Annotated in this window: 20 protein-coding genes; 16 read left to right on the forward strand and 4 right to left on the reverse strand. The window is 64.5% G+C overall.

Features of this window, described 5'->3' with window-relative positions; translation table 11 throughout:
* Positions 1–22: 22 nt before the first annotated feature.
* Positions 23–3,412: a hybrid sensor histidine kinase/response regulator gene (locus FAZ30_RS12715; RefSeq protein ID WP_199731035.1), complete on the forward strand. Its 3,390-nt coding sequence runs from the start codon at positions 23–25 to the stop codon at positions 3,410–3,412.
* Positions 3,412–4,332 (forward strand): response regulator transcription factor, encoded by a 921-nt coding sequence (locus FAZ30_RS12720; protein WP_124644287.1) that lies wholly within the window; start codon positions 3,412–3,414, stop codon positions 4,330–4,332. The genes FAZ30_RS12715 and FAZ30_RS12720 overlap by 1 nt, the downstream gene beginning before the upstream one ends.
* An 88-nt stretch (positions 4,333–4,420) precedes the next feature.
* Here FAZ30_RS12720 and FAZ30_RS12725 read toward each other — a convergent pair whose 3' ends face one another.
* Together FAZ30_RS12725 and FAZ30_RS12730 are read right to left on the reverse strand one after the other, a co-directional pair.
* The gene (locus FAZ30_RS12725) at positions 4,421–4,837 is read right to left on the reverse strand and encodes a carboxymuconolactone decarboxylase family protein (RefSeq protein ID WP_124644286.1); all 417 of its coding nucleotides are present in this window, start codon (positions 4,835–4,837) and stop codon (positions 4,421–4,423) included.
* Complete coding sequence (locus tag FAZ30_RS12730) at positions 4,788–5,246, reverse strand: MerR family transcriptional regulator (RefSeq protein WP_124644285.1); 459 nt, start codon at positions 5,244–5,246, stop codon at positions 4,788–4,790. The genes FAZ30_RS12725 and FAZ30_RS12730 overlap by 50 nt, the downstream gene beginning before the upstream one ends.
* A 156-nt stretch (positions 5,247–5,402) precedes the next feature.
* Here FAZ30_RS12730 and FAZ30_RS12735 point away from each other — a divergent pair, with 156 nt between their 5' ends.
* On the forward strand, positions 5,403–6,767 hold the full coding sequence (locus FAZ30_RS12735; RefSeq protein WP_205676596.1) for a TAXI family TRAP transporter solute-binding subunit: 1,365 nt from the start codon (positions 5,403–5,405) through the stop codon (positions 6,765–6,767).
* A gap of 1 nt (position 6,768) precedes the next feature.
* On the opposite strand, the gene FAZ30_RS12740 is transcribed toward FAZ30_RS12735, so the two are convergent.
* Positions 6,769–7,863, reverse strand: coding sequence for an FUSC family protein (locus FAZ30_RS12740; RefSeq protein ID WP_137009548.1), 1,095 nt, complete (start codon positions 7,861–7,863; stop codon positions 6,769–6,771).
* A 188-nt stretch (positions 7,864–8,051) separates the two neighbouring features.
* Entirely contained in the window at positions 8,052–9,233 is a 1,182-nt protein-coding gene (locus tag FAZ30_RS12745) for an MFS transporter (RefSeq protein ID WP_124644283.1), read from the reverse strand.
* 177 nt (positions 9,234–9,410) lie between these two features.
* Here FAZ30_RS12745 and urtA point away from each other — a divergent pair, with 177 nt between their 5' ends.
* The 13 genes from urtA to ureG all read left to right on the forward strand — a co-directional run bounded on the left by urtA (position 9,411) and on the right by ureG (position 20,773).
* Positions 9,411–10,679 carry an urea ABC transporter substrate-binding protein gene (gene urtA / locus FAZ30_RS12750; protein WP_210235713.1) on the forward strand — a complete coding sequence of 423 codons (1,269 nt, stop codon included), beginning with the start codon at positions 9,411–9,413 and terminating at the stop codon, positions 10,677–10,679.
* Between the two features lie 154 nt (positions 10,680–10,833).
* Complete coding sequence (gene urtB / locus FAZ30_RS12755) at positions 10,834–12,414, forward strand: urea ABC transporter permease subunit UrtB (RefSeq protein ID WP_124644282.1); 1,581 nt, start codon at positions 10,834–10,836, stop codon at positions 12,412–12,414.
* A gap of 11 nt (positions 12,415–12,425) precedes the next feature.
* A complete protein-coding gene (gene urtC / locus FAZ30_RS12760) occupies positions 12,426–13,526 on the forward strand; it encodes an urea ABC transporter permease subunit UrtC (protein WP_124644281.1) in 1,101 nt (366 codons plus the stop codon).
* Positions 13,523–14,359 carry an urea ABC transporter ATP-binding protein UrtD gene (gene urtD, locus FAZ30_RS12765; RefSeq protein WP_124644280.1) on the forward strand — a complete coding sequence of 279 codons (837 nt, stop codon included), beginning with the start codon at positions 13,523–13,525 and terminating at the stop codon, positions 14,357–14,359. The genes urtC and urtD overlap by 4 nt, the downstream gene beginning before the upstream one ends.
* 1 nt (position 14,360) lies before the next feature.
* Positions 14,361–15,059: an urea ABC transporter ATP-binding subunit UrtE gene (urtE, locus tag FAZ30_RS12770; protein WP_124644279.1), complete on the forward strand. Its 699-nt coding sequence runs from the start codon at positions 14,361–14,363 to the stop codon at positions 15,057–15,059.
* Between the two features lie 66 nt (positions 15,060–15,125).
* Positions 15,126–15,980, forward strand: coding sequence for an urease accessory protein UreD (locus tag FAZ30_RS12775; RefSeq protein ID WP_124644278.1), 855 nt, complete (start codon positions 15,126–15,128; stop codon positions 15,978–15,980).
* Between the two features lie 14 nt (positions 15,981–15,994).
* Positions 15,995–16,297, forward strand: coding sequence for an urease subunit gamma (ureA, locus tag FAZ30_RS12780; RefSeq protein ID WP_124644277.1), 303 nt, complete (start codon positions 15,995–15,997; stop codon positions 16,295–16,297).
* Between the two features lie 27 nt (positions 16,298–16,324).
* A complete protein-coding gene (locus FAZ30_RS12785) occupies positions 16,325–16,630 on the forward strand; it encodes an urease subunit beta (RefSeq protein ID WP_124644276.1) in 306 nt (101 codons plus the stop codon).
* Complete coding sequence (gene ureC / locus FAZ30_RS12790) at positions 16,627–18,327, forward strand: urease subunit alpha (RefSeq protein WP_124644275.1); 1,701 nt, start codon at positions 16,627–16,629, stop codon at positions 18,325–18,327. Before FAZ30_RS12785 ends, ureC begins: the two co-directional genes overlap by 4 nt.
* A 67-nt stretch (positions 18,328–18,394) precedes the next feature.
* Complete coding sequence (gene ureE, locus FAZ30_RS12795) at positions 18,395–18,892, forward strand: urease accessory protein UreE (protein WP_137009549.1); 498 nt, start codon at positions 18,395–18,397, stop codon at positions 18,890–18,892.
* Positions 18,889–19,572 carry an urease accessory protein UreF gene (locus tag FAZ30_RS12800; protein ID WP_124644273.1) on the forward strand — a complete coding sequence of 228 codons (684 nt, stop codon included), beginning with the start codon at positions 18,889–18,891 and terminating at the stop codon, positions 19,570–19,572. The genes ureE and FAZ30_RS12800 overlap by 4 nt, the downstream gene beginning before the upstream one ends.
* Positions 19,573–19,655: 83 nt before the next feature.
* Positions 19,656–20,165, forward strand: a complete 510-nt coding sequence (locus tag FAZ30_RS12805) for a GNAT family N-acetyltransferase (RefSeq protein ID WP_124644272.1) — start codon at positions 19,656–19,658, stop codon at positions 20,163–20,165.
* Positions 20,162–20,773, forward strand: coding sequence for an urease accessory protein UreG (gene ureG, locus FAZ30_RS12810; RefSeq protein WP_124644271.1), 612 nt, complete (start codon positions 20,162–20,164; stop codon positions 20,771–20,773). Before FAZ30_RS12805 ends, ureG begins: the two co-directional genes overlap by 4 nt.
* The last annotated feature ends 30 nt before the right edge of the window (positions 20,774–20,803 follow it).

Here is a 20,803-nt window from a genome sequence, read left to right on the forward strand (position 1 = left end):
TCATCGCCAACAGGATTGCCCCGTGTCCGCAGAGCCGCCATCACCCCCGCAACAAGTCATCCAGCTGCGGCGCGATTACAACAGTTGGGTAGCGCGCGAATCACTGGAAGACTACGCCTTGCGCTTTACCCCGCGCCGCTTTCGCCAGTGGTCGCTGTGGCGGGTGGCCAATACCGCGCTGGGCGGGGCGGCCTCGTTCCTGGTGCTGGAGGCGGTGGGTGCCACCATGCTGGTGCAGGCGGGCTTCTTCAACGCCTTGCTGGCCATCCTGCTGACCGGGCTGGTGATCTTGCTGGCCGGCCTGCCGATTTCGGTGTATGCCGCCCGCTACGGCGTGGACATGGATCTGCTGACCCGTGGTGCCGGTTTCGGCTATATCGGTTCCACCGTCACCTCGCTGATCTACGCCTCCTTCACCTTCATCTTCTTCGCGCTGGAAGCGGCCATCATGGCCTATGCACTGGAGCTGGGCTTCGGCATTCCGCCAGTGGCGGGTTACCTGTTGTGCGCCTTGTTGGTGCTGCCGCTGGTCACCCACGGTGTCACCGCCATCAGCCGCCTGCAAAGCTGGACCCAGCCCTTGTGGCTGCTGCTCTTGCTGCTGCCCTATGGCTTTGTGCTGTGGCAGGAGCCATCTGCCGTGCAGGGCCTGTGGCATTACCCTGGTGCACAGGGTGCGGGCACGCACTTCGACCTGCGCAGTTTTGGTGCGGCGTTTGCGGTGGGCATTGCGCTGATTACCCAGATGGGCGAGCAGGCCGACTACTTGCGCTTCATGCCGCCGCGCACTGCCGGCAATGCGCGCAGCTGGTGGCTGGCCTGCCTGCTGGGCGGGCCGGGCTGGGTGCTGCCGGGCGTGGCCAAGATGCTGGGTGGGGCGCTACTGGCCTGGCTGGCGCTGCGCAATGCCGTGCCGCTGGCCAAGGCGGTGGACCCGAACCAGATGTATCTGATCGGCTATTCCCATGTATTCAGCGATGGCCGGCTGGCGATTGCCGCCACCACGCTGTTTGTCATCGTGTCGCAGCTGAAGATCAACGTTACCAATGCCTATGCCGGCAGCCTGGCCTGGTCCAATTTCTTTTCCCGCCTCACCCACAGCCATCCGGGCCGGGTGGTATGGGTGGTGTTCAATACGCTGATTGCCCTGCTGTTGATGGAGCTGGAAGTATTCCAGGCGCTGGGACAGGTGCTGGCGCTGTACAGCAATATCGCCATTTCCTGGATCATGGCGGTGGTGGCGGATTTGCTGATCAACAAGCCGCTGGGGCTGAGTCCGCCCGGCATCGAGTTCCGGCGCGGCTATCTGTACGACATCAATCCGGTGGGCCTGGGCGCGATGGCGCTCTCATCCCTGCTGGCGGTGGCCGCCCATCTGGGCGCGCTGGGCGAGACGGCACAGGCGCTGTCACCACTGGTGGCCATGTGTGCAGCGCTGTTGCTGTCGCCGCTGTTCGCCTGGCTCAGTGGCGGGCGCTATTATCTGGCGCGCCGCCCCTCCGGCATGCAGCAGGCGCACTATCGTTGTGTGCTGTGCCAGCGCGAATACGAGGCTGAAGACATCGTCGGCTGCCCGGCTTATCAAGGCCATATCTGTTCGCTGTGCTGCACGCTGGATGTGCGCTGCGGCGACCTGTGCAAGCCGCAGGCCACGCTGGCGGCGCAATGGCAGGGGCTGTTGCAGCGCCTGCTACCGCGTGGCCTGCAACCTTATCTGCAGCGCGGGCTGGGGCATTACCTGCTGCTGATGACCGGCATCACGGCTTTCTTGCTATTGCTGCTGGGCCTGTTGTATTTCATCGCCCGGCAGGAGGGGGCGGTGGCCGGCCTGTCCGGCCTGCTGTTCCGCCTGTTTGCCGTGCTGCTGCTGGCCAGCAGCGTGCTGGCCTGGTGGATGGTGCTGACCCGCAATAGCCGGCAGGTGGCACAGGAGGAATCGCGCCGCCAGACCGGCCTGCTGTGGCAGGAGATCGACTCGCACCGCCAGACCGACCTGCTGCTGCAACAGGCGCGTGAAGCCGCCGAACAGGCCAATCAGGCCAAGAGCCGCTATGTCACTACCATCAGCCATGAATTGCGCACGCCGCTCAACAGCATGCTGGGTTATGCGCAGATTCTGCATGCGGATGCCAGCCTGCCAGCAGCGGCGCGCCAGGCGGTGGAGGTGGTGTACAAGAGTGGCGACCATCTGTTGTCGGTGATCGAAGGCACCATGGACATTGCCCGCATCGAAAGCGGCAAGCTGACGCTGGACATGCGGCCGCTGGACTTTACCGCCTTCATCAAGCAGCTGGTGGCCATGTTCAGCCTGCAGGCGCAGCAAAAGGGGCTGGATTTCCGCTTCGAACCGCTAGGCGAGCTGCCGGCGGTGGTGCGCGCCGATGAAAAGCGGCTGCGGCAGATCCTGATCAACCTGCTGGGCAATGCGGTCAAGTTCACCCTGCGCGGCGAGGTCAGCCTGGGGCTGCGCTATCAGCGCGAAATGGCCACCTTTACCATCCGCGACAGCGGGCCGGGTATGGCGGCCGAGGATCAGGCGCGGCTGTTCGAGCCCTTCGAACGTGGCCGCCAGTCGCAACAGGGTGGCAGTGGGCTGGGGCTGACCATCAGCAAGATGCTGACCGACCTGATGGGCGGCGAAATCCGCCTGGACAGCACGCCGGGGCAGGGCGCGCTGTTTACCGTGCGGCTGTTCCTGCCGGCGCTGCACGGCCAGCAGGCCGAACAGGCGGTGCCACGGCTGCAGCGCACCGGCTATGCCGGGCCGCGCCGCCGCTTGCTGCTGGTGGATAACGAGGCGGTGGACCGCGCCATGCTGGGACGCATGCTGCAGCCGCTGGGCTTTGAGCTGGCCGAGGCCAGTAGCGGCGCAGCTTGTCTGGCGCAGCTGGCCAGCTTTCGCCCGCATGCAGTGTTCATGGACCTGGCCATGCCCGGCATGGACGGCTGGCAAACGCTGCGGGCTATCCGCCAGCAGCAGTCCGGCCAGCCCGGTGCGGCACAGCTGGCGGTCATCTCGGCCAATGCCTTTGAAAAAGGCCAGGACAATGATGTCGGCATCGGCATGGCCGATTTCTTCGTCAAGCCGATCCGGCTGGAAGAAATACTCGACTGGCTGGGGCAGCGGCTGGCGCTGCAATGGCACACCGACAGCCAGCCAGCCGAGGCCGCTGCCCTGCAAGCACTGCACGCCAGCGCGGCGGCATTGAGCCTGCCACCTGCCGATTTGCTGCAACCCTTGCTGCAAGCGCTGGAGCTGGGCTACCCCAAGGGGGTGAAAGCGGCCTTGCAGACCTTGGCCAACCAGACCGTCCAGCATGGTGAATTCCTGCGCCGCGCCGAGGCGCTGGCGGCAAACTTTCAATTTGATGCGCTGCGCAGCCTGGTGCAGCCGGATGAGGACCAAGCCTGATGGACAAGGCCGCACAACGCAGCGCACTGGTGCTGATCGTGGATGATGTGCCGGACAATCTGCAGTTGCTGCACGATGCGCTGGATGCCGCCGGCCACACCGTGCTGGTGGCCACCCATGGCGAGGCCGCCCTGCAACGCGCCCGGCTCAGCCTGCCGGATGTGATCCTGCTGGACGCGGTCATGCCGGGGATGGACGGTTTCGAAGTAGCACGGCGGCTGAAGGCGGATTTTGTCACCCGGCCCATTCCCATCGTATTCATGACCGGCCTGACCGAGAGCGAACACGTGGTGGCGGCTTTTGCCGCCGGCGGGGCCGACTATGTCACCAAACCGCTGCGTCCGCCGGAAGTGCTGGCGCGCATTGCCGCACATACTGCCAGCGCCCGCCAGATGCAGCAGGCGCGCAGCGCGCTGGATGCCTTTGGCCAGGCCACACTGGCGCTGGACCCGCACAACGGCCGCCTGCTATGGCAGACCGCGCTGGCCCGCCAGCTGTTGCAGCGCTATTTTGCGGTGGCAGGTGAACAGGCACCGGAGGCGCTGCTGCGCTGGGCCTTCAACGCCCAGCAGGCCAGACAGGCCGGGCAGGAGCTGCCGGGGCAGTGGCCGGGTGAGGCCGGCCAGCGGCTGTTGGCCAGTTTTCATCTGGCCCCCGGCGAGCCGGAGTGGCTGGTGGTATTGCGCGAAGATGGTGTGCAATCCAGCGTGGCCGCGCTGGTGGCGGCGTTCCGCCTGACCCAGCGCGAGGCCGAGGTGTTGCACTGGCTGAGCCTGGGCAAGACCAATCGCGATATTGCCGACATCCTTGGCATGAGCCCGCGCACCGTCAACAAGCATCTGGAGCATGTATTCGCCAAGCTGGGTGTGGAAACCCGTACCTCGGCGGCAGCACTGGCGCTGGGGCGCGGGCATGCTTAGACCCGATAACAAAACCCCCGCTCCAGCATTGCGCCGCCTTGCCGTACGCCATGTACTGTCTGCGGCGGCGCGCCTTGGCCCGGGTTCTCTACGCGCTTAGCGGCTCTTGGCCCGAAGCTGTTGCTGCAGGCCCGTCGTGCTCGGCAAACACCTCTTTTGCTGCAAACATGCCGTTGAGCGCTGCCGGAAAACCGGCATACACCGCCATCTGCAGGATGGTTTCGTGGATTTCCTGCTGGCTCAGGCCCACATTCAGCCCGGCGGCAATATGTACCTTGAGCTGCGGTGTGGCATGGCCCAGCGCGGTGAGGGCGGCGATGGTGGCCAGTTCGCGCTGTTGCAGGCTGAGGCCGGGGCGGCAATACACTTCGCCAAAGGCGAATTCGATGATGTAGCTGGCCAGATCGGGGCTGATGTCCTGCAGGCTGGCGATGACGCGCTCGCCGGCCGCAGCGTCAACCTGACGCAGGCGGTTCCAGCCCTGTTGGTATAGTGGGGTGTGCATGAGTGACTCCTGTCGCGGTGCGGTGGCTGGCGGCCTGCAGTTCTGTCGCCATGCCGGCATAGATGGCGACCTTGTCGCGCATCAGTGCCAGATTTTCCTGCAGGGTGGCCAGCCGGGTTTCCAGTGTCAACACATGCTGTTGCAGCATCTGCTGACGCGCGACCACACTGTCCAGCTGATTGCCACTGCGCCGCAGTGCGGCGTAGTGCAGCATGTCGCGTATCGGCATGCCGGTAGCGCGCAGGCGCAGCAGGAAGTCTATCCAGCGCTGTTCCTGTTCGCCGTAGCAGCGGTGGCCGCTGGCGCTGCGCGCCACCGGGTCGATCAGCCCGATATCCTCGTAATAGCGCAGGGTGTGGGCTGACAGTCCGCTGTGGCGGGCCATCTGGCGGATGCTCAGTGTGGTCATGGGGGCAGTCTGCTAGTTGGAGTGCACTCGAAGTCAAGCGCCATCATACCCGGCCTGCCGCCGGCCAGGGTCGCGGCGGCGGGGCTGCCGTGGTAGATTGCGGCGGTCCGGCCATGCCACCTGTTGCGCTGGCCGGCCCCAGTCAGGAGTCTTGCCTTGTTCTCTCCCCGAAGCCTGTTTCCCCGCCTTGCCGGCCGGCTGACGGCCTTGTTTGGCCGTGGCCTGGTGCTGTCGATGGTGATGATTGTGCTGGCCGGCGTGCTCATCATGCTGTTGGCGTTGGTGCTGACCAATGCGGCGGCACCAACCAGCCTCACCATCGTCAGCGGCCCGCCGGGCAGCGTGTTCCAGAAAACCGCCTTGCGTTACCAGAAGATCCTGGCGCGCGAGGGGGTGACGGTGAAAATCCTGCCTAGCGGCGGCTCGCTGGATAATCTGCACAAGCTGAGCAACCCCCGGCTGGATGTGGATGTCGGCTTCGTACTGGGCGGCGAGGCGGGCAGTGCCGATACCAGCCGGCTGATGTCGCTGGGCAGCATTTCCTATCAGCCGCTGATGGTGTTCTATCGCGGTGCACCCAAGGCATTGCTGTCCGATTTCAAAGGCATGCGGCTGGCTATCGGCGAAGAGGGCAGCGGTACTCACAGCCTGGCGCTGGCGCTGCTCAAGCTCAATGGCATCACGCCGGGGGCTGAAACCACGCTGCTGAATGCGCTGCCGAGCGATGCCGTCAAGTCCCTGCTGGAGCAGCAGGTGGATGCGCTGTTCGTGATGGGTGACTCCAGCTCCACCGATCTGCTACGCCAGTTGCTGCACACGCCGGACATTCATCTTTTCAGCTTCATCCAGGCTGATGGCTACGCGCGGCGGGTCAGCTATCTGAACAAGCTGGAGCTGCCGCGTGGCGCGCTGGACCTGGGGCGGGATCTCCCGCCGGAAAACACCAATCTGGTCGGCCCCACGGTGGAACTGGTAGCACGCGAGGGCTTGCATCCGGCCTTGTCCGATCTGCTGCTGGAGGCCGCGCGCGAAGTCCACGGCAAGCCCGGTCTGTTCAAGAAGGCTGGCGAGTTTCCGGTGCTGGCCGAGCATGAAATCCGCCTGAGCCCGGATGCGCAGCGCTATTACGCCTCCGGCAAGAGCTTTTTCTATCGCACCTTCCCCTTCTGGCTGGCCGGTCTGGTGGCGCGCGGGCTGGCGGTGATGCTGCCGCTGGCGCTGTTGCTGATTCCGGCGCTGAAAATGGCCCCGGCCATTTACCGCTGGCGCATCCAGTCCGGCATCAATCGCTGGTATCGGGTGCTGTTCGATATTGAGCGCGAGGCGGTGGCACAGCGCAGCGTGCCGGGCAAGCAGGAGGAATTGCTGCACCGCCTGCAGCATGTCGATGCCACGGTAAGCAAGATCGTGGTGCCGGCTGCCTTTGGCGATTTGCTGTATGAATTGCGCGGCCATATCGACTTTGTCCGCAGCCGGCTGCAGGCCGATGCCGATGCCGACGCCGAGCACCGCCAGCGCTGAGTCAGCTGTTGTCCTTGTGCGGCAGTACCCGCCGTATCAGCCGGCTGATGCCCTGGCGCAGCGGTGGCCGGTGCAGGCTCAGCCCACCCAGCAAGCCGACCAGGCCGCCGGCCAGGGTGTCGTAGAAGCGCGCCTCGATCAGGCTGGAAGCAGAGCCCTGGCCCAGGTGCGCGGCTTCGGCCAGCAAAATGGCCATGGGGGTGATGAACACCGCCGCCATGCCGTAGTGGCGCACCACCAGGGTTTCCACCACCCCGCTCAGCAACATCACCAGCAGCGCGACCGACCACGCATTCAAGGGCAGGCTCAGCACCGCCCAGGTCAGCAGCAGCCCCAGCGCCGTGCCCAGCAGCCGCTGGAACTGGCGGTTCCATACCGCCCGCAGGCTGGCCCCTTGCAGCACGGCCAGACAGCTCACCGGCACCCAGTAGGGACGCTCCAGTTGCAGCAGTTCGGCCAGCAGCAGCGACAGGCCGACAGTCAGCCCGATGATCAGCGCAGCCACCACCACGAAGTCGAAATCGGCAGCCGGCAGGGCTTGTATCGGTCTGGGTGTGCGCTGGCTCAGCACATGCAGGCTGTAGCCGAAGGCCAGCACACAGGCCAGCAGGCTGCCCATGGCCAGCAGGCCCACCCGCAGTGGTATCTGCAGCACCGGCACCGGGGTATAAGCGGCCAGCGCGGCCACCATCACGAAGAAATAGCTGCCGGGCGGCGGCAGGCGGTAAAAGCGGCAGATCATCGTTACCAGAATGGTGATGACGGTCAGTACCGGGGCTGCGGCCAGCGGTAGCAGCTGGCTTAACAGGCCCAGGGTGAAGCTGGCGATCAGCCCAAAGCTGCAGGCCATGATGGTGACCATGCGGTGGTGCATGGGCGTGGCCGGCAGGTAGAGAAAAGCCATGCCGCCCAGGGAGGACAGCAGGCCGTAGCCAAGCTGGCCGGTCCAGGCGGCAATCAGCAGCGGCAGACCGGTGGCCAGCGCTGCTGTCAGCGGCATCTGCCACGGCCGGTCACTGGCCTGAAAACTGCGTAACTGCTGCCATTCCCGCGCAATCAGAGCGCGTATCTCCTGGGGCCATCTGGCTGATTGCATGCTTGGCTTCCATCGAACATTTGTTAAGAGCGGCTAACAAGAGCGTAGCACCCCTGGGGCAAGGCGCGCCGACGCAGACAGTACAAGCAGTACGGCAAGGAGGCGCAACGCAGCGGCAGGGTTTTGTTAGCGGCTCTAGCCTGCGAAAAAGTCAGTGTGCTGGCAAGCGCTCAGTGTAGGGCGACGGCCTACCTTGCCGCGCGCTGCCGCCAGCCGCAGAGGACAAACAGCAGGGCCATGCCCCACAGTACCGCCACCATCCAGCTGCCGCCGGCATGCTGCATCACCAGCCCGGTGGCCGCCGGCCCCAGGCTGCTGGAGGCATTCCAGCTCAGCGAAATCAGCCCGGAAATACGCAATAGCGCCGCGCCGCTGAACAGCTCGCCGCTGGCCACCATGGATAAGGTATAGATGGCACCGGCGCAGCCGCCCAGCACAAACAGATAGACTTCCCACAGCCCCGGCAGCTGCATCAGCCACGGCAACAAGGGCAGCAGCAGGCAGACCAGCATGCCGCACAACAGCTGCACCCGGCGGCGGCCAAAGTGGTCGGCTAACCAGCCGATGGCGAATTGCAGCGCGGCATCGCCGGCCAGCAGGATGGAGGCCGAAGCCAGTGCGCGGCTCTGGCTCATGCCGGCGTCCATGGCCACCAGCGGCAGAAAGCTGAGCATGACGGTATCGAATGAGGCAAAGAAAGCGGTGCCCAGCAGGATGGCCGGCGCGCTGCGGATGATGCCCAGCCAGGAGGTGGCGCTCTGTTTGCCCAGCGTACCGGGTGCAGACGGCGCAGGGTGGGCCGCCTGCTGGCCGGCCGGCTGTTCGGGCCGCGCCAGCATCACGCCCGGCACCCCCAGCAAGAACAGCCCGCCGCACAGCAGGAAGGATTGCTCCGGCCAGCGCGCCAGCAGGTCAGTCAGCAGCGGTCCCAGCACCTGACAGGCGGTGAAGCAGGTGGAGTAAATGGCCACGATGCGGCCACGCGCATGGTCGCCGGCCAGGGTGTTGATCCAGCTTTCCCCCAGCACGAACAGCGGGGCCATGGCCGCGCCAAACAGGAAGCGCGCCAGCATCCAGCCGGGAATCGACTGCAGGTATTGCAGCGGCATCACCGATAGTGTCGCCAGCAGCAGGCAGCCCAGCATCACATTGCGCCGCCCCAGCCGCAGCGCCAGCGCCGGCGCGGCCACGGTGGCCAGCACCCCGCCCAGTGCGCCGGCGGCTACGGTCCAGCCGATTACCTCCGGGCTGAAACCGCGTGCGGTCAGGGTAAGGGCGGTCAGCGGCATGGTGCTGCCCAGCCCCAGGCCAAGCAGGGCCACGCTGAAAATGACGGCGGTGAAATCACGCCAGGCGCTGCGTGGCAGCATAAACAGACTCCATCGACGGGGAGACACAGCCTAGCACAAGGGCATGGCACAGCGGCAAGCATGCGCCCGGTCTGGCCTGCGCAGGCTTGTACGTCATGTAACGTATTTTGCAGGCCCGGCGCGGATCGTACTCTGATGACGCAGCGCAACATCCATAGCAATCATCAGGGGAATCTCATGGCATCTACTCGTCGCATGTTTCTGAAGTCCGCTCCGCTGGTCCTGGCCGCCGCCGGCCTCGTGTCCATGCCAGCCTTTGCCGCCGACACCATCAAGGTAGGGGTGTTGCACTCCCTGTCTGGCACCATGGCCATTTCGGAAACCTCGCTCAAGGACATGGCGCTGTTTGCCATCGACCAGATCAATGCCAAGGGCGGCGTGCTGGGCAAGAAGCTGGAACCGGTGGTGGTGGACCCGGCCTCCAACTGGCCGCTGTTTGCCGAAAAGGCGCGTCAGCTGCTGAGCAAGGACAAGGTGGCGGTGACCTTCGGCTGTTGGACTTCGGTCTCGCGCAAGTCGGTGCTGCCGGTGTTCGAGGAGTTGAACGGCCTGCTGTTCTACCCGGTGCAGTACGAGGGTGAGGAAATGTCACCCAATGTGTTCTACACCGGTGCTGCGCCCAACCAGCAGGCCATTCCGGCGGTGGAGTACCTGATGAGCAAGGAGGGCGGCAGTGCCAAGCGCTTCTTCCTGCTGGGGACCGACTATGTCTACCCGCGCACCACCAACAAGATCCTGCGGGCCTTCCTGCACTCCAAGGGGGTGAAGGACGAAAACATCCAGGAGATGTACACCCCCTTCGGCCACAGCGATTACCAGACCATCGTCGGCAACATCAAGAAGTTTGCCGCCGGCGGCAAGACTGCCGTCATCTCCACCATTAATGGCGACTCCAACGTGCCTTTCTACAAGGAACTGGGCAATCAGGGCCTGAAGGCGACCGACGTGCCGGTGGTGGCCTTCTCGGTGGGTGAGGAAGAACTCAAGGGCATCGATGCCAAGCCGCTGGTGGGCCATCTGGCCGCCTGGAACTACTTCATGAGCGTGAAGAACCCGGTCAACAGCAAGTGGATTGCCGACTACCGCGCCTGGGCCAAGAAGAAGGGCCTGGCCAATGCCGACAAGCTGGTCACCAACGACCCGATGGAAGCCACTTATGTGGGTATCAATATGTGGGCCGAAGCGGTGAAGAAAGCCGGCACCACCGATGTGGCCGCCGTGACCAAGGCCATGGCCGGTATCAAGCTGGCCGCGCCGTCCGGCTTCACCCTGGAAATGGACCCGAAAAACCATCACCTGCACAAGCCGGTGATGATTGGCGAGATTCAGTCCAATGGCCAGTTCTCGGTGGTGTGGAAGACCAAGACCCCGATCCGCGCCCAGCCGTGGAGCCCCTTTATCCCGGGGAATGACAAGAAGCCCGACACCCCGGTCAAGAGCAAGTAACAGCGGCTGACAACATCGCTGCTGCGCCTGTTTCTCAGCCGCTTTGATTGATTGTTCCAAGTGCAGTACGGGACGACTCGCGCCCTTGACCGCCAGGCCGCCCTGCCCGCAACAGGCAGGGCGGCCTGGCGGTCCATTCAGTAAGGAATGCACCATGCAATTGTTCAAACCCTTGCTCCTGCTGCTGTTGCTGTACAGCGGCCTGACGGCGGCCGGCCCGCTGGCCGAGCTAGCCCATGCCGACCCGGCCGACCGTGCCGGCCTGATCGAGGGCTGGACCATCCAGCCCGATGCCGCCCGCCGTCAGGCGGTGGCCGCACTGGAAGAGGGCAGGCTGTTCGCCAGCAGCGACGGCAAGCACATGCTGTTGCAAGCCGAGGACGGCAAGCTGAGCGATGTCGATACTGCCCAGGCTGTCGCCGGCGATGCCAGCAGTCTGGACGCGCAGCCAGTCAACAACAGCGTGCGCAGCGCGCTGCAAGCCTTTCATGCCGCCAGCGATCTGGCCGACCCGGAGTGCAGCAAACGGCTGGCGGCCATCCAGTCCTTGCAGGACAGTGCCAACCCGGCCCTGCTGCCCTTGCTACTGAGTCGGCAACAACAGGAACAAGACAGCCAGGTGCAACAGGCCCTGCATATGGCCAGCGCCCGTCTGCAACTGGCCAGCCCGGATGCCACCCAGCGCCTGAAGGCCATCCTTACCCTGGCGGATAGTGCCGACCCGGCCACGCAGACGCTGCTGGCGCCGCTGGCCGACAGTGCCAGTGAACCAGACTCCCGCGTGCGGGTGGCAGCGGCCCAAGCTTTGCTTGATCTGAAAAACAGCCAGTGGCGTTACAACATGCTGGGCTATGCCTTCAGCGGCGTCAGCCTGGGCTCGGTGCTGTTGCTGGCCGCCCTGGGGCTGGCCATTACCTATGGCCTGTTGGGCGTCATCAATATGGCGCATGGCGAGATGCTGATGATTGGTGCCTACGCCAGCTATGTGGTGCAGAACCTGTTCCGCAGCTGGTGGCCGGGCGCTTTCGATGCCTATCTGCTGGCTGCGCTGCCGGTGGCCTTTGCCGTCACCTTTGTCATCGGCATGGCGCTGGAGCGGCTGATCATCCGCCACCTGTATGGCCGTCCGCTGGAAACCCTGCTCGCCACCTGGGGCATCAGCCTGATGCTGATCCAGGCGGTGCGCATGCTGTTTGGCGCGCAGAACGTGGAGGTGGCCAATCCGTCCTGGCTGTCCGGTGGCTGGGCGATCACCCCGGCGCTGACATTGCCGTACAACCGGCTGGCCATCATCGGCTTCGTGGCTGCCGTACTGGTGCTGACCTGGCTGGCGCTGAACAAGACGCGGCTGGGCCTGTTCGTGCGTGCGGTCACGCAAAACCGCCGCATGGCCGACAGCGTGGGCGTGCCCACCGGCAAGGTGGACATGCTGGCCTTCGGCCTGGGCTCGGGCATTGCCGGGCTGGGCGGGGTGGCGCTGAGCCAGATCGGTAACGTCGGGCCGGAGCTGGGCCAGGGCTATATCGTGGACAGCTTCATGGTGGTGGTGCTGGGCGGGGTGGGCCAACTGGCCGGTACCGTGACCGGGGCCATGGGCCTGGGCATCGTCAACAAGATTCTGGAGCCGTCGCTGGGGGCGGTGCTGGGCAAGATCCTCATCCTCGGCTTCATCATCCTGTTCATCCAGAAGCGTCCGCAAGGCCTGTTTGCCCTCAAGGGCCGGGTACTGGACTAGGAGAGACCATCATGCAAACCGCACTTTCCCTGCGGCTGGCCGCCCGTGTGGGGCCGCAGCCGCTCAAGCTGGCCGGCGCGGCAGTCCTCGCCGTGCTGCTGGCCATGCCGGCGCTTTATCTGTGGACCGCACCGTCCAGCAGCCTGCATGTGTCGGCCTATGCGCTGATGCTGACCGGCAAGATCCTGTGCTATGCCATCGTGGCGCTGGCCATGGACCTGGTATGGGGCTATACCGGCCTGCTCAGCCTGGGCCACGGCCTGTTCTTTGCCCTGGGTGGCTACGGCATGGGCATGTATCTGATGCGTGCCATCGGCCATGACGGCAATTACCAGAGCGATCTGCCCGACTTCATGGTGTTTCTCGACTGGAAAACCCTGCCCTGGTTCTGGCAGGGCAGCGAGCATCTGGCCTGGGCGCTGTGTCTGGCGGTGGGTGTGCCCGGCCTGCTGGCGCTGGTGTTTGGCTGGCTGGCTTTCCGATCGCGCATCAAGGGCGTGTATTTTTCCATCATGACCCAGGCGCTCACCTATGCCGCCATGTTGCTGTTTTTCCGCAATGAAACCGGCTTTGGCGGCAATAACGGCTTTACCGACTTCAAGCGCATCCTTGGCTATGGTATTGCCGAGCCGGCCACCCGCGCCACCTTGTTCCTGCTGACCGTGCTGTTGCTCTTGGCCGCGCTGGCGGCCGGTTTCTGGCTGGTGCACAGCAAGTTCGGGCGCATCCTCACTGCCATTCGCGATGCCGAGTCGCGGCTGATGTTCTGCGGCTACAACCCGCTGTATTACAAGCTGTTCATCTGGGTGGCTTCGGCCATGTTGTGCGGCCTGGCCGGGGCGCTGTACGTGCCGCAGGTGGGCATTATCAATCCGGGGGAAATGTCGCCGGCCAACTCCATTGAAATCGCCATCTGGGTGGCGGTGGGTGGGCGCGGCAGCCTGATTGGCCCGGTGCTGGGCGCGGGCTTCATCAATGTGGCCAAGAGCTGGTTTACCGTGGCCTTTCCCGAATACTGGCTGTTCTTCCTGGGTGGGCTGTTCATTGCCACCACGCTGTTCCTGCCGCGCGGCCTGTTGGGCCTGATGCGTGGCCACAAGGAGAATGCATGATGCCTGCCACCACCTCGCAAACGGTGCAGCGTGAAAGCTGGGATGGCGATACCGCTGCCAGTGGCCGCTTGCTGCAGCCGGGACTGGATGTGACCCACGGCCAGATTCTCTATCTGGATGACATCAGTGTCAGCTTTGATGGCTTCCGTGCGCTCAACCGCCTGTCGCTGTCCATCGCCGTGGGCGAGCTGCGCTGCATCATCGGCCCCAACGGCGCGGGCAAGACCACCATGATGGACGTGATTACCGGCAAGACCCGCGCCGACAGCGGCTCGGCCTTTTTCGGCCAGACCATCAATCTGGCCCAGCATTCCGAGGCGGAAATCGTCCAACTGGGCATAGGGCGCAAATTCCAGAAACCCACGGTGTTCGAGGCGATGACGGTGCAGGAAAACCTGGAACTGGCGCTGGCCGGGCCGCGTTCGGTGTGGGCCAGCCTGCGCGCCCGTCTCTCCGGGCAGCAGCGTGACCGTATCGACGAATTGCTGACGCTGATCCGCCTGGGCGAGCAGCGGGCGCGGCTGGCCGGGCTGCTGTCGCATGGCCAGAAGCAGTGGCTGGAAATCGGCATGTTGCTGGCGCAGGAGCCACAGCTATTGCTGCTGGACGAACCGGTGGCCGGCATGACCGATGCCGAAACCGAAAAGACCGCCGAGCTGCTGCTCACCCTCAAGGGCCGGCATTCGCTGATGGTGGTGGAACACGATATGGATTTCATCGCCAGCATTGCCGGCAAGGTGACGGTGCTGGCCGAGGGCGCGGTACTGGCCGAGGGCAGCCTGCAGCAAGTGCAGGCGGATGAACGGGTGATCGAAGTCTATCTGGGGCGCTGACATGCTGGACATACAAGAACTGGACCAATACTACGGCGGCAGCCACATTCTGCGCCGCGTCAGCCTGCAGGCCGAAATCGGCCAGGTGACCTGCCTGCTCGGCCGTAACGGCGTGGGCAAATCCACCTTGCTGCGCTGCCTGATGGGGCAGCTGCCGGCCAAAAGCGGCAGCATACGCTGGCAGGGAGAGGACATCAGCCGCTGTGCACCGCACCAGCGCGTGGCGCGTGGCATTGCTTATGTGCCGCAGGGGCGGGAGATTTTTGGCCGGCTGACGGTGGAAGAAAACCTGCGCATGGGGCTGGCGCGCTTTGGCGGCAAGGCCGGGCGCGAGATTCCGGCCTCGGTGTACGAGATGTTCCCGGTGCTGTACGACATGCGCCAGCGCCGTGGCGGCGACCTGTCCGGCGGCCAGCAGCAACAACTGGCCATCGGCCGGGCGCTGGTCAGCCAGCCTTCGCTGCTGGTGCTGGACGAACCCACCGAGGGCATCCAGCCCTCCATCATCAAGCAGATCGGCGAAGTCATCCGCAGCCTGGCGGCGCGGCGCGACATGGCCATCCTGTTGGTGGAGCAGTACTACGATTTTGCCGAAGCACTGGCCGACCGCTATCTGGTGATGTCGCGCGGCGAAGTGATCCGCAGCGGGCAGGGCAGCCAGATGGCCAGCGATGGCGTGCGCGAACTGTTGGCCATCTGATGATGGCCCCGGCATGGTAATTGCTGATTCAAGTGCATTCGCCTTGCTGGTTGACTGCTGATGAACATGAACGAGCTGCCCTCTGCCAGCCCCTTGCCGAGCGGGCTGCTGGCCGGCTGGCCGGCTGCACTGGAATTGGGCTATGCCGTGGTGCAGGGCCGCACCGTGCCGGTGCATCGCCGCCATCAGGGGCCGCTGCGGGTGCAGAAACACTTTATCGATGGCCACGGCCAGTGCCAGCACATCGTGGTGCATCCGCCCGGCGGCATGGCCGGTGGCGACCGGCTGACGCTGGACATTCATCTGGCCGAGGGGGCTGCCGTGCTGCTGACCAGCCCCGGTGCGGCCAAGTGGTATGACGGTTTTGGCCGGGCCTCCTCCCAGCAGCTGCGGGTGGAGCAGCAGCCGGGCAGCCTGCTGGAATGGCTGCCACAGGAAACCATTCTGTATGCCGGCAGCGTGGTGGCACTCGACAACCGCTTCCAGCTGCAGGGCGATGCCTGTCTGCTGGCCGGCGAGGTCATGTGCCTGGGGCGACCGGCCAGTGCCGAGCGCTTTGATCGCGGCTGCTGGCAGCAAAGCGGTGAAGTGTGGCGGGATGAGCAGCTGCTGTGGTGCGAGCACAGCCATGTGCCGGGTGACTGCCCCTTGCTGGCCTCGCCGGTGGGCATGGGCGGCCACAGCGTGCTGGCCACCCTGCTGTGGGCCGGGCCGGACTTGCCGCCCGAACTGCATCAGGCCTGCCTGGAACTGCCCTGTGCCGGGCGTGCCGCAGCCAGCCAGTTGCCTGGCGTCTGGCTGGCCCGTTTCATCGGCGACAGTGCCGAAGCAGCCCATCACTGGCTGCGTGGCTGTCGCGACCTGATCTATCCCTTCAGCCACGGACGTGCGGCCAGCCAGCCGCGCATCTGGGCGAGCTGACAAGAAAGCATTCCATGGAACTGACCCCCCGCGAAAAAGACAAGCTGCTGATCTTCACCGCCGGACTGGTGGCGGAGCGCCGGCTGGCGCGTGGCCTGCAACTGAATTACCCCGAGGCCGTGGCCTATATCAGCGCGGCCATTCTGGAAGGCGCGCGCGATGGCCGTAGCGTGGCCGAACTGATGCATTACGGCACCACGCTGCTATCACGTGTACAGGTGATGGCGGGCGTGCCGGAGATGATTCCGGACATCCAGGTGGAAGCCACTTTCCCGGACGGCACCAAGCTGGTCACCGTGCACCAGCCCATTGTCTGAACCACAGTCTGCCCACAGGAGATACAGATGATTCCAGGAGAACTGCGCGTGCAGGATGGCGAGATCGCCCTCAATGCCGGCCGCGACACCATCAGCCTGGTGGTGGCCAATAGTGGCGACCGGCCAATACAGGTGGGCTCGCATTATCACTTTGCCGAAACCAATGACGCGCTGCTGTTTGACCGCGCCGCGGCACGCGGCTTCCGGCTGAATATTGCCGCCGGCACCGCCGTGCGTTTCGAGCCGGGGCAGACACGCACGGTGGAGCTGGTGGCGCTGGCTGGTGCGCGCCGGGTATTCGGCTTTCAGGGCCGGGTGATGGGGGACTTATGAAAATCAGCAGACAGGCCTATGCCGAAATGTTCGGCCCCACTGTGGGCGATGCGGTGCGACTGGCCGATACCGGGCTGTGGGCGCAGGTGGAGCGTGACTACACCGTTTACGGTGAAGAGGTGAAGTTCGGCGGCGGCAAGGTGATCCGCGACGGCATGGGGCAAGGCCAGGCGCTGGCGGCCGCGGTGGCCGATACCGTGATTACCAATGCGCTGATCATCGACCACTGGGGTGTGGTCAAGGCCGATATCGGCCTGAAAGCCGGCCGTATCGCTGCCATCGGCAAGGCCGGCAACCCGGACATCCAGCCCGGCGTGGACATCGTCATCGGCGCGGCAACGGAAATCATCGCCGGTGAAGGTATGATCGTGACCGCCGGCGGCATCGACACCCACATCCACTTCATCTGCCCGCAGCAGATCGAAGAAGCGCTGGCTTCCGGCATCACCAGCATGATAGGCGGCGGCACCGGCCCGGCCACCGGCACCAATGCCACCACCTGCACGCCGGGGCCGTGGCATATGGCCAGCATGCTCAAGGCGGCGGAAGGCTTTGCCATGAACCTGGGCTTTACCGGCAAGGGCAATGCCAGCCTGCCGGAAGCGCTGCGCGAACAGGTACGCGCCGGGGCCATCGGCCTGAAGCTGCATGAAGACTGGGGCAGCACCCCGGCGGCCATCGACAACTGTCTGAGCGTGGCCGACGAGATGGACGTGCAGGTGGCGATTCACACCGATACGCTGAACGAATCCGGCTTTGTCGAAGCCACGCTGGCGGCGCTCAAGGGCCGCACCATCCACACCTATCACACGGAGGGTGCCGGCGGCGGCCATGCGCCGGACATCATCAAGGCCTGCGGCTTTGCCAATGTGCTGCCCAGCTCCACCAATCCCACACGGCCGTTTACCGTCAACACCATCGACGAGCATCTGGACATGCTGATGGTGTGCCACCACCTGGACCCGGCCATTGCCGAGGATGTGGCCTTTGCCGAAAGCCGTATCCGCCGCGAGACGATTGCTGCCGAGGACATCCTGCATGATCTGGGCGCCTTCGCCATGATGTCCTCCGACAGCCAGGCCATGGGCCGGGTGGGAGAAACCATCCTGCGTTGCTGGCAGACCGCCGACAAGATGAAGCAGCAGCGCGGCCCGCTGGCAGGCGATGACGAGGGCTGCGACAACGCCCGCATCAAGCGCTATATCGCCAAATACACCATCAACCCGGCCATTACCCATGGCATCAGCCACGAGGTGGGCAGCATCGAGGCGGGCAAGCTGGCCGACCTGGTGTTGTGGAAGCCGATGTTCTTTGGCGTCAAACCCAGCCTGATTATCAAGGGCGGCATCATCGCCATGGCGGCCATGGGCGATGCCAATGCCAGCATTCCCACACCGCAGCCGGTGCATAGCCGGCCGATGTTCGGCAGCTTCGGCAAGGCCATTGCCGATGGCAGCGTCACCTTTGTGTCGCAGGCTGCGCTGGATGCCGGGATAGGCCAGGCGCTGGGCCTGAGCAAGCGGCTGGTGGCGGTGCAGAACTGCCGCAGCGTGCAAAAGACCGACCTGATCCACAACGACTACCTGCCGCAGATCGAGGTGGACCCGCAAAACTATCAGGTGAAGGCCGATGGCCAGTTGCTGTGGTGCGAACCGGCTACCAGCCTGCCCATGGCGCAGCGCTATTTCCTGTTCTGATAATGAAAAATCCGGACACGGCAAATGGTGTTTCCCCACCAGGAAAACAAGAAAGCGAGACAGGAAAATGCTGATCATCAATCAACGGCTGGAACAGGCTGCTGGCTGGGATGCCGAGCTGCGGCTGACCTTCGAGCTGCGCAGCAAGACCCGCTTGCGTACCCGCGCCAGCAATGGCGAAGAAGTCGGCCTGTTCCTGTCGGCAGGCGCGCCACTGGCCGATGGTCAGCTGCTGCAGGCCGAAGACGGGCGGGTGCTGCGGGTGCTGGCGGCGGACGAGGCTCTACTGCATGTGCGCTGTGCCAATGCACAGGAGCTGTGCCGCGCTGCCTACCATCTGGGCAATCGCCATGTGCATCTGCAGGTGGGCGATGGCTGGCTGCGGCTGCTGGACGACAGCGTGCTGGAACAGATGCTGCAACAACTGGGGGTCGAAGTGAGCCGCCTGCAGGCACCGTTCCATCCGGAAAGCGGTGCCTACGGTGGCGGCCATCATCATTCGCACGGCAAGGATGCCGCCTTCCAGTACGCGCCCAAGCTGCATCTGTTCGGCCAGCCGGCATGACGACGCTGCTGTCTCTGCTGCAACTGTTGCGTCTGGCCAGCCCCGGCCTGCCAATTGGCGGCTTCAGCTATTCGCAAGGGCTGGAAAGTGCGCTGGAGCTGGGCCTGGTACACGATGCCGCCAGTGCCCGCCTGTGGCTGGCGGATGTCTTGCAAGGCCCGGCCTGCCAGTTTGACGCGGCCATGCTGGTGCAGATGATGCAGGCCATCGCGGCTGACGATGAGCATTGCCTGTACCGGCTCAACCAGCGCTATCTGGCCAGCCGTGACAGCCGCGAACAGCGGCAGGAAACCGTGCAGATGGGCTATTCGCTGCGCCAGCTGCTGGTCAGCCTGCCGGAAAGCCAGGCCATGTGCTGGCCAGCCGGGGTGGCAGACGAGGAAATCTGCCTGCCCACAGCCTGGGCCATGGCGGCGCAGGCACTGGGTATTGCCGAGCGCGAAGCGGTTACCGCCCTCTTGTGGAGCTGGCTGGAAAATCAGGTGATGGTACTGCTCAAGGCCATGCCCATGGGGCAGACTGCCGGCCAGCAACTGCTGTCTGCGCTGTTGCCGGTACTGGCCCGTGTGGTGGAGCGCGCCATCAGCCTGCCTGCAACACAATGCAGCAACTTCGCCCCCGGCCTGATGTGGGCGGCGATGAAACACGAAAGCCAATACAGCAGGCTGTTCCGATCATGAGGCAGCAGATAGCCCGTGCGCCGGTCGGGCTGGCGCGACAAGGCAGCAAGCCTTCGTTTTAACGTTTCAACAAGCGTAACACTATGCAAATCATCATCGATCACCTGACTGACCCGCGCGTGCACGCGCTGTTGCAAGAGCATCTGGCCGGCATGTATGCCAACTCCCCGCCGGAAAGCGTACACGCGCTGGACCTGACCGGCTTGAAGGCCGCTGCGGTCACCTTCTGGACCGCGTGGGAGGGCGAGGAAGTGCTGGGTTGCGGCGCGCTCAAACAGCTTGACCCCACGCATGGCGAAATCAAATCCATGCGCACTGCTGCCGCCCATCTGCGCCAGGGGGTGGCGCAGCGCATTCTGGCGCACATTCTGCAGACAGCGCAGCAACGCGGCTATCAGCGGCTCAGCCTGGAAACCGGCAGCACTGCGGCATTCCAGCCCGCCCTGGCCTTGTATGAAAGCTTTGGCTTTAGCCGCTGTGGGCCGTTTGCCGATTACCGTGAAGATCCCTTCAGCATTTTCATGAGCCTGGAAATCCAGGCTAAGCCCTTATCTGCCACCGCATTACCTCAGCACAAAGGACATCCGGCATGAAACAGAGCGCACTTCGCGTGGGTATTGGCGGGCCGGTCGGCTCGGGCAAGACCCACCTCACCTGGGCACTGTGCAGCGCCCTGCGCGACAGCTACAACGTGGCCGTGGTTACCAACGACATCTACACCCAGGAAGACGCGCAGTTCCTGGTGAAGAACGAAGCCCTGTCACCAGACCGCATCATCGGCGTGGAAACCGGCGGTTGTCCGCACACCGCCATCCGCGAGGATGCGTCGATCAATCTGGAGGCCGTGGCACGGCTGAATGCCCGCCATCCGGGGCTGGACGTGATCTTCATCGAAAGTGGTGGCGACAATCTGGCGGCCACCTTCAGCCCGGAGCTGTCCGACTTCACCATCTACGTGATCGATGTGTCCGCCGGCGACAAGATTCCGCGCAAGGGCGGGCCGGGCATTTGCAAGTCGGACCTCTTGGTGATCAACAAGATCGACCTGGCCCCGCTGGTGGGGGCTTCGCTGGAAGTGATGGAGCGGGATGCGCGCAAGATGCGTGGCGAACGGCCGTTTGTGTTCAGTAATCTGAAAAGCGGGCAGGGGCTGGCCGACATCATCGCCATCATCGAAGAGAAGGGCATGCTCAAGCTGTAAGCATGGCGCAGCGGCCAGAGCGGCTATTGG

Origin of the sequence: Aquitalea aquatilis, assembly GCF_005155025.1 — a bacterium.
Classification (GTDB): Bacteria; Pseudomonadota; Gammaproteobacteria; order Burkholderiales; family Chromobacteriaceae; genus Aquitalea; species Aquitalea aquatilis.